Below are 8,826 nucleotides of genomic sequence, written 5' to 3'. Positions count from 1 at the left end.
CGTAGTACCGGGCCAGCACGCCGAGTGCAGCGACCAGGATGCCCTTGGCCTCGTTTTTCTCGACACGCTTGCCATTCCAGCCATCGCGCAAGGCCCAATCGCGGATCGACATCTGCAGCCCGGCCACAAACCACAGCGCCGATCCGGCCGGGCTGCCACTGCCGCCCACCGCATCCAGTGCATCCCGAACCGCACGAGCAGCGCCGGCGTTCCTCTCGACCATCATCTGCCCGGGCGCGGTGCCACCTGGCAGACCGTCGAGCTTGGGGCTGGCAACGCCACTGCCGAACGCGCGGGCGAAGTCCTGCGAGAACTGCTGCCCCGCATCGTGCATGGCACCGGTGATGCTGCCGTTCCTGAGCATCAGCGCCAGCGTATCCACAGTGCGGTAGTGGTCGACGGGCTTCTGGTCATCGTCCTCCTCACGCACGTAGCGGATCACGCTGCCATCCGGGCGGATATGCTCCTCGCCGATGCGCGGCTTCTTCTCGGTACGGGCCTTGGCGCGTTGGGTTTTCTTGGTCATGGCCGTGCCTCCCCAAGTTGCCCGAGGGTGGCCAGCGCACCATCACGGTCACGTTGCACGGTGATCGACTTGGCCGTGGTCGCCACCACCGTCCAGGTCTCGCCATCGCCCCGGTCGATCACCTCGCCCTCTGACCAAGGTGTGCTCTTGCGGGAAGCCGCAGTACGGGCACCGTAGAGCTTGGTGGCGATGCCGGTCAGAAACGCCCGGTCCCAGTCGTCGTAGATGTCCTCCAGCGGCACGACCACGATGCCTTGCTTGTGCCAAGCGGCTGCACGCATCGCGCGCAGTTCGTCGCTGCTGGCGGGTGACGCCGGGGCCAAGCGCCCGAGGGCGCAGGGGATGGAAATCGAGTGGGTTCTCATGCCACACCCCCTTGGGCCATCGCCCAGTCCAGCAGCGCCAGCGCATCGGCGTGGTTGTCGTCGACCGGCGTGATGCCGCGCGCCTTGGCGGCCGCGATCATCTCGGCCTTGCCGGCGTTGCCCTTGCCGGTGGCGTGCTTCTTGATCGTGCCCACCGGCACGCCCTGGTACGGGATCTGGTGGTGCTCGCACCAGGCCGTCAGGTGCGCCATGAAGCCACCGTAGGCATGGGCCGCATCGACTCCGGCGTGCCGACGCACTTCCTCGAACACCACCCAGTCGAGCCCATCGGCACACTGCTTGATGTCGGTCAGCCAGCGTTTGAAGCGCAGGTAGCGAAGGCCGCCACCCTCGAAGCGGGTGGTCTTGAAAGACTCGCTGCCGCCGTTGAGAAGTCCATCGCGGCTGACCAATGCCCAGCCGGTGGTCGTGCCCAGATCCAGGGCCAGAATGCTCGTGTTCATTGGGCACCTCCTGCCCGTTGGGCTCGGGGACGCCGACCGGGCGCGTGGTGCGCTGGGCAGCGACGATTGACGTACAGCAGCGACAGTCCTGTCGTGAATTCGAAATCCGCACCGCAGCTCAGGCACTGGCTGCGCCAGGTCAGGATCACGGAGGGTTTGCCGTCGCGGCGGATATGGGGCTGCGTCTTGATCAGCACATAGGACTGGCCCTCGAGCGAGAATCGGGCACCCAGGCCAGGAGGTGTGCTGAAACACAGGGGCTGTTTTTTCATCACACCACCTCCTGGGCGCGCGCAACCCTTACGCAGTAGCTGAGAGGTAATACCGCGTCAGCGGGTATTACCTCTCTATCTCTATAAGAGATAGGGGGTCTGCAGTGCAGTGTTGGCTGGCACCTAAGTTGTTGATGTGCATTGGTTTTTTCAGAATGCAGACGATTTTTTCGAGGCTGCATTCTGCAGTCTGAATTTCCACGAAAAACCATATGAATCAAAAGCTTGGCTGTGCAGCCAGAATGCAGAATGCAAAACTTCTGCCCAGATTGCAGGCCGGTTTGGACAGGGTATCGGGTGATTTTTTTCATGGATTGGACTCCTGGCTGGCTTCGTCCCGATAGACCCAGACGTCAGGGTTCTCGACGTCCACAAGCGCACCGGTGAGCGGGGATTTGTAGTGGGTGGGCAGTACGCGCAGGGGCACTTTCCTGAGCTCGCCGGTGGCCGGATCGATCTCATCGAGCGTGCTGGTCAGCACCATGTCTTCCACACACAGGTAGCCGTATTTGCTGCGCCCGACCGATGGCAGCCCGTAGTCATGGGCGTTGCGGAAATACTTGATGTAGCCCTTGGTGGCGAGCACCGAGAGGCGGTCGAGGATGGTGCGTTTGCCACCCAGGCCATCGGCGTTTTCAAAGGCGTCGGCGAACTGGCTCGCGAGGTAGCAGCGCCCCTTGGAGGCTTCCTCAAAAATGATCTGCAAGATGACGTCATGCTTGCGCCGCCGCTCCGCATCGAGCTTGGCGCCGTAGTCCTGCATCGCCAGGCGCACGCTGGGGTTGATCTCGCGCCACTCGCCCTCGATCTTGTCGATGTGCTTTTGCGGGATGGCCACGCCGTTGCGAAGCTCGAAGATCAGCTCGCGTGGCGTGCGCGTCTCATCCGGGCGGAACAGCAGCATCCCGGTCGAGTAGTAGCCGCGCAGACTGCCGGCCCCGGCCAAGGCCTGGAACGGGTCTTCCTCGAACTGCTTCTTGCCGAGTTTTCGGGTGTGGTGCACCAAGATGATCCCGGCGCTGGGATTGACCGCATCGCGCAGACGCTCGACCCGCTGCGACAGGAAGTAGAGCATCGCCGCGTTGTCGTTCTCGCTGGCCTGGCCCTCGCCACCGTCGAAGACGTTGCGGATCGGATCGATGGCGATCACGTCCGGTGGCGAGCCGTTGAAGGCACGCTCCATCGCTGGAATCACCTGCGCGAGCCCCTCGTCGTTGAGGATCAGGCGCAGCTGCGGCGTGGCCACGAAGTGCGTGCGCGCATCCAGGACGCGGCTGGGCGGCAGGGCAATGCCCTTCACCCGTTCGCGCAGGTAGTGGTACTGCACCTCGGCCTGTAGGTAAAAGACGCGCAGCGGACGGCTCGGGCGCATGCCCAGGAACGCCGCGCCACCGGCCATGTGGGTCAACCACGACAAGAGGAAATCGCTCTTGCCCACCTTGGGCGCACCACCAAACACCAGCATCCCGCCCGGGGTGAGCACGCGCGGCTCGATCAGATCCGGTGGCAAGGGGGAATCGTCATCGAGCAGATGGCCCAGGCTATAGGTCGGCAACAGGCTCGGGGCGGCCTTGACGATGCGCCGCTCGCCCGTGTCGAGGAAGGCCTGCACCTCGAACCCTTCCTCGACGGCATCAGCCACATCCCAGCCGGTAGGCCGATCCGTGGGCGGCACGAGAATCGCCACCGACACCGCGCCGGCACTGACACAGGCCCGCGCGGCGGCTTCGGCATAGTCCCAGCCGGGCGCATCGCGATCCGGCCAGATCAGCACCGCTTTGCCCGCCAGTGGGGTCCAGTCGGTCTTGTCGATGGGCGCTTTGGCGCCGTTCATCGCCGTGGTGGCGGTGATGCCCATGCGGATCAGGGCGTCGGCGCACTTCTCGCCTTCGACCAGGATCACGCTGTCGGCGCGCGAGACATCGGGCAAGTTGTAGAGCGGTCGGGGATCAGGGGCGCGGCACATGCGGGCGCGCACATCCCAGGGGCGGAACTCCTTCTTACCGGGCTCCGGGTCGTAGCGATAGACACAGGCGATCAGCTCGCCCGTAGCGCTGAGGTAGTCCCACTTGGCGGTGTGGGGCCCGAGTGCATCGATGGGCACCTCCGAGCGGGTGGGCATCGGCGTGACCAGGGACCGGCCCACCAGCCGGGCAGCGGCCTCCAGCACCGCCGCGAAGTCGCGTTTGGTATCCAGACCCAGGTGGCCGGCAATCGCGGCGAAGACATCGCCGCCTTCACCGGTCGCGTGGTCGTGCCACAGCCCGGCCTTGTCGCCATCGAGCGCAATTTCCAGGCTGTCGCCCGCCTCGCCCTGGATGTTGCCGATCAGGAACTTGTTGCCCCGGATCTTGCCGGCCGGAAACAGTGCCATCAGCACCGCTGGCAGCCGCGCCAGCAGTTCGCGTTTGAGCTCATCGCGCTGGGCGTTGAGGTCCACAGGACCGCCTGCAACGGGCGGAATATCGTTGAAATCAAGCATGGGTCGTTTCTCCAGAAGTGTTCAAAGGGGTGGCCGCGCAGAGGCCAACAGCGCTAGAGCGCACGGTCTCGTGGCTGGCGGCAATGCCGGGATCAGGGGATGGGGCCAGGACGGGCACCTTGATCGGCACCTTCTGCCAATACGCCTTCTCGTCGGCGAGGTAGCCGGCCTTCCTGGCGACGAAGCGCACGAAGTCCGGATGCAAGCCGACAAGGTCGCACCACAGGCCAAAGTCATCGCCGAGCAGAAAGCGCCGGGCCTCGCGCCGCATCCGCCGGTTGGTCAAACTCAGGCTGTCGTGGATGGCGCGGGCGAGCACCGCCACCACCAGTCTGGACTCCGGGCACACGAGGAAGGTGTGACGGTTCAACACCTTCTCGATGGCCTGCAGCCCGACCAGGGGTTTGGGGGGAGACCAGCGATCCACCCACTCGGTGCGGTAGGTCTTGCGGGCGCTGGTGCGCTTGGAAGCTGTGCTCATCACACACCTCCCCAGCAACGCTGCGCGTAGCTGCAGAACTTGCACTCGAAGTGGCTGGCCTCGGCGAAGCCGCGTGGCAGCAGCTCGCCCGCTTCCGTCGCCTGGATCACCCGCACCGCGCGGTCGGACATCTTCTGGGCCAGCGCCGCATCGAAAGGCACCAGCTCGGCGTAGATCTCCATTGAGTCGGCATTCACCGCCGTGAAGATCGCCGGGTTGTCATGCAGACCCAGATAGGTCTGGTAGATGGCGACCTGCGCGGCATAGACCGGTTTCGATGCGGCCAGACCCTTCTTGGCAAGGTCGTTCCAGGACTTGCTGCCCAGCGCCTTGCACTCCCACAGCGCCGGGTAGGCAAAGCCCTCGGGACCGCCGACGAACACGCCGTCGCAGTGACCTTGCAACTTGCCATCGGCCACCGAGAAGCCGAACTGCTGGCCGTCCTTGCCCTCGGTCTTCAGGATGAAGCCCGCTGCCCGCAGCCAGCCGACCATGGCATCCTCGATGCGATGACCCCGCTCGAAGATGCGCAGGATGCGACCCGAGAAGCCCTTGTCCGGATCGACCGGCGCCTGGGCGTACTCGTACTGCAGCTGGCGCTCGCAACTCACCCCGAGGCGCGAGGCCCCGAGGTACTGCCGACGTGCCTGCTGTTGCTCGCGCGCCTGCAGCCCGGCATCGACCAGCGCCTCGAAGCGCTCGGAGAAGGTGGTGGTGGAATTGAAGTCCAGCATCACACCCTCCCTGCGGCAGGCGTCGCTGCCGTCGTCTCATAGGGCGCAAGGCCGCGCACGGGCGGGTATTTGCTCGCTTCGTGGTGCGCCACCATCGCTTCGGTCCAGGCCGTCACGATGGCCTCGATCACCGCCAAGGCTTCCGTCTCGCTGTACTGCCCCAGCGGTTTGTCAAAGCCGATCTCGCTGGCCGCCTCGCCGAAGAAGCGCAGGCAGGCGCGCATCGCCGCTTGCTCGAATTCAGTCGGATCAACCATGAGCACGTCCTCCAGCTTCGGATCGGTCTTGAGCCAGGCGGTGTAACGCGCATGGAATGCGTCCTGGCACCGGCGACTGCAGAACGTCCAGTTCATCGGGTAGCGGCGCGGCTCGCCGAGCTTGAAGCGGTTGTCGCTGTGGCCCAGGCCACGCGCGTGTCGTGTGCAGATGAGGCATTTCACGCCACCTCCTCGGCAAACAACTCGTGCTGGGCACGGGCCGCACCGGCTTCCATCACCAGACGCTGGATGGCGCGTTTGTTGAACTGGAAGGACATCAGTACCGAGGCCTGGTAGCGCGACAGACCAAAGTCCGTGCGCATCTCGGGCGGCAGGTACTGCAGCTGTTTGTCGGTGGCGGGCTGCTTGAGCCAGTGCCGGCTCTTGTGCGCGGAATCCTCGGACTCGTGCTCGTTGAGCCAGTCGTCGGCCTTGGCCAGGCACACCGTGCGATCTCCGACGGCGAGCAGGTGGGGCCGATAGCCCTTGGCCCCGCCGACGGCGTACCACTGCCCCTCCAGGTAGAAGACGCCGCCCCAGGCGTTGAAGCCCGTGGCCATCAAGGTATCGTCCATGCCGAAGAGATCGCACCAGCGGAAGTTCGAGCGCTTCAGGAGATCGATCTCGCTCATCACGAAGTCTTCCAGCGGCGTGCGCGTCTTCGCCAGCGGCGTGCGGGGAACATCCTCGGGCCACTCGTAGCCGCACAGCGCACAGGTATCGGCCGAGGCCGGCACCTCGGCACCGCAGTCAGGGCAATCCTTGAAGCGGGGTTCTAGTGCTGGCTTACCTTCGAGCTTGGCGGTCTGCTCCAGGCTGCCGTGCATCAAGGTGGCGGTGCCGAAATCCAGCACCACGCAGTCGGTCTTGACCACGCCGGGGAACTCCTCCGGATCGACCGTGCGCAGCCCCCGGCCCACCATCTGGATCAGCGTGGACTTGTAGGAACTGGGGCGCAGCAGCACCACGCAGCTGGTGGGGGTGTAGTCGTAGCCCTCGGTGAGCACCGCGACATTGACTAACACCTGCACATCGCCGGTTTCATAGGCCGCCAGGCGTGCCTTGCGTTCGGCATCGGGCAGCTCGCCATGGATCAGCTGTGCGCTGATGCCAGCAGCGTTGAAGGCCTGGGTCACCGCATCGGCGTGCGCCACGGTCGAACAGAACACAATGGTCTTGCGACCGGCGGCTTTCTCCTTCCACTGCGCAACCACGGCCTCGTTGATCACCGCCTTGTTGAGGATGCTCGCCACCTCGTTCATGTCGAAGTCGTCGGCGGTGCGGCGCACCTTGCCCAGCGCTTCCTGGGCACCGACGTCCAGCACGAAGGTGCGCGGTGGCACCAGGTGCCCGGCGGCGATCATCTCGCCCAGGGTGATCTGGTCGGCGACGTTGCTGAAGACCTCACGCAAGCCCGTGCCATCACCCCGGTTGGGGGTGGCGGTCAGGCCTGCGAGCAGCAGTTTCGGGTTCTTCTGCTGGGCACGCTCGATCACCGCCCGGTAGCTCGGGGAGGTGGCGTGGTGCGCCTCATCGATCACCAAGAGATCCAGGGTCGGGATCTGATCGAGATTGGCCTGGCGCGACAGGGTCTGCACCATGGCGAAGGTGGCGTGGCCCTGCCACGATTTCTCGTTGGCATCGACCACCGAGGTGGTGAGCGTCGGGTTCACCCGCGAGAACTTGGCGCGGTTCTGGCCCGTGAGCTCGGTGCGGTGCGCAAGGATGCAGGCCTTGGTGTCGGGCTCGGTCAGCACCCGGCCGGTGACGGCCGAGAGCATGATGGTCTTGCCCGACCCGGTCGGGGCGACAGCCAGTGTGTTGCCGTGCTGACCGAGCGCCGCCAGTGTGCGCTCGACCAGTTGGGTTTGTCGGGGACGCAGCATCATGGTGATGGCCTCCCCTTACTGTGCCCAGGCGGGTTTGCCGCCGGGGACGCTGGAGGATGCCGGGCGCGCAGCGGGCGCTGCCGGGGTGTAGCCCGGTGCAGCAACGGCTGCCGGTGCACCGGACTGGCCACCGCCCGCATTGCCCACACCGCCCCTGGGTGCCACACCCATGATGGCGGCGTAGTCCTTGTGATCGGGCTCGATCACCGACTTGATGGTGTTCCTGTCCTCGCCCCGGCCATCCTTCTCGATGTCGAAGCGGGCGACGAACTCCAGACCTTCCAGATCGCCGAAGCCGCTGATGCGCCGTGCAGCCTGGGCTTGCGGGCTGTTGTCGCCGGGGTGGATGTTGCGGGCGCTGTTCAAAGCAGCACGCACGAAGGTGCGGCCCATGTTCCCCCAGGTCGGGCCCTTGGCAGAGTACAGGCCAATGTTCCACCACACCTTGCGCCTGGCGAATGGGCCTTCCATCACCACGCCCTCGCAGGCGAGATAGACGGCGCCGGTGTCATGGGACTGGGTGGCCCATCCGCCGGTCCAGCCCTGGCTCGGATCGTCAAAGCCGCCCGGCTTGATGCTCATGCGCACCCGGGCCAGCGTGCCCTTGGGAATCAGGTCGAACGATTGCTGTTGGTCGGCGGTGTTGAAGTCAAAGAAACTCATGGCGGATTACTCCTTGGATTCCGTGAAGGGGGTGGATTGGGCGAAGGCAGCCGGTGCAGCAGGGCCATTGCGGCCGAGGCACTTGGCGATCAACTTGCCCAGGTGGGGTTCTTCGATGGGGTCGAGGCGGCCACTGCGGTCTTTGCTCGGGAAGCCCCAGGTGTTGTCTGCGCCGGTGACGAAGGCGCGGTAGGGCGTGCCGTCGTCGGCCTTCAGGATGGCCAGCGTGATCACTTCATCGAGCACGCCCGGCAGCTCGGCCGAGGTCTTGGCGCCTTCCAGCTGCAGCTGGTAGATGCGGCGGTTGAAGTCGTCCAGCTTCTCTTCCAGGATGCAGACGTAGATGACATGCTTGTCCCTCACGTGCTGCAGGTGCGTGAGCGCGCCGATCATTTCGGTGCCCAAGAGGCCGTAGGCGCCCCGGGTGTCGGGCTTGCCGGTCTTCTCGGAGAATGCGGCCGGCTGGGTCTTGCACCAGGCCAAACACATCCGCGAGAGCACGGTCAGGCTGTCGACGAAGTAGGTGTCGTACTTGGCCAGCTGGGCCGGGTCGCCGTACTTCTGGCAGACGTGGTCGAAGTGGGCCTGCGAGAAAGCCTGCTCGGGTGAGGCGCTTGGGCTGGGTCCTGCCAGGAACACCACCAGGTCCTTGAACTCCGGCCAGGTGCGCGGGCGCAGGGTGTCACCGCCCCA

The 8,826-nt window shown here is 65.3% G+C and carries 11 protein-coding genes; all 11 read right to left on the bottom strand.

The window, feature by feature from the left end; all coding sequences use genetic code 11:
• Nucleotides 1-526, bottom strand: a 526-nt coding sequence (locus tag ACK42S_RS12535; protein ID WP_409707880.1) for a hypothetical protein, incomplete at its 3' end; no start/stop codon positions are given.
• Nucleotides 523-891, bottom strand: coding sequence for a hypothetical protein (locus ACK42S_RS12530; protein WP_409707877.1), 369 nt, complete (start codon nt 889-891; stop codon nt 523-525). The genes ACK42S_RS12530 and ACK42S_RS12535, both read right to left, overlap by 4 nt.
• Nucleotides 888-1,355, bottom strand: coding sequence for a crossover junction endodeoxyribonuclease RuvC (locus tag ACK42S_RS12525; RefSeq protein WP_409707874.1), 468 nt, complete (start codon nt 1,353-1,355; stop codon nt 888-890). Before ACK42S_RS12525 ends, ACK42S_RS12530 begins: the two co-directional genes overlap by 4 nt.
• Complete coding sequence (locus ACK42S_RS12520; RefSeq protein WP_409707871.1) at nt 1,352-1,627, bottom strand: hypothetical protein; 276 nt, start codon at nt 1,625-1,627, stop codon at nt 1,352-1,354. The genes ACK42S_RS12525 and ACK42S_RS12520 overlap by 4 nt, the downstream gene beginning before the upstream one ends.
• Before the next feature lie 307 nt (nt 1,628-1,934).
• Nucleotides 1,935-4,109, bottom strand: a complete 2,175-nt coding sequence (locus tag ACK42S_RS12515) for an AAA family ATPase (RefSeq protein WP_409707868.1) — start codon at nt 4,107-4,109, stop codon at nt 1,935-1,937.
• Nucleotides 4,102-4,590: a hypothetical protein gene (locus ACK42S_RS12510; RefSeq protein WP_409707865.1), complete on the bottom strand. Its 489-nt coding sequence runs from the start codon at nt 4,588-4,590 to the stop codon at nt 4,102-4,104. Before ACK42S_RS12510 ends, ACK42S_RS12515 begins: the two co-directional genes overlap by 8 nt.
• Nucleotides 4,590-5,324, bottom strand: coding sequence for a hypothetical protein (locus ACK42S_RS12505; protein ID WP_409707862.1), 735 nt, complete (start codon nt 5,322-5,324; stop codon nt 4,590-4,592). Before ACK42S_RS12505 ends, ACK42S_RS12510 begins: the two co-directional genes overlap by 1 nt.
• On the bottom strand, nt 5,324-5,764 hold the full coding sequence (locus tag ACK42S_RS12500) for a DUF6511 domain-containing protein (RefSeq protein WP_409707859.1): 441 nt from the start codon (nt 5,762-5,764) through the stop codon (nt 5,324-5,326). Before ACK42S_RS12500 ends, ACK42S_RS12505 begins: the two co-directional genes overlap by 1 nt.
• Entirely contained in the window at nt 5,761-7,470 is a 1,710-nt protein-coding gene (locus tag ACK42S_RS12495) for a DEAD/DEAH box helicase family protein (protein WP_409707856.1), read from the bottom strand. Before ACK42S_RS12495 ends, ACK42S_RS12500 begins: the two co-directional genes overlap by 4 nt.
• Nucleotides 7,471-7,485: 15 nt before the next feature.
• A complete protein-coding gene (locus ACK42S_RS12490; RefSeq protein WP_409707853.1) occupies nt 7,486-8,133 on the bottom strand; it encodes a hypothetical protein in 648 nt (215 codons plus the stop codon).
• A gap of 6 nt (nt 8,134-8,139) precedes the next feature.
• On the bottom strand, nt 8,140-8,826 hold a 687-nt coding region (locus ACK42S_RS12485; protein WP_409707850.1), incomplete at its 5' end, for an ATP-binding protein.

Source organism: Caldimonas sp. (genome assembly GCF_046289365.1).
GTDB lineage: Bacteria > Pseudomonadota > Gammaproteobacteria > Burkholderiales > Burkholderiaceae_C > Caldimonas.
The sequence above is the reverse complement of the archived record's forward strand: the minus strand, read 5'-3'. Positions and strand labels throughout refer to the sequence as shown.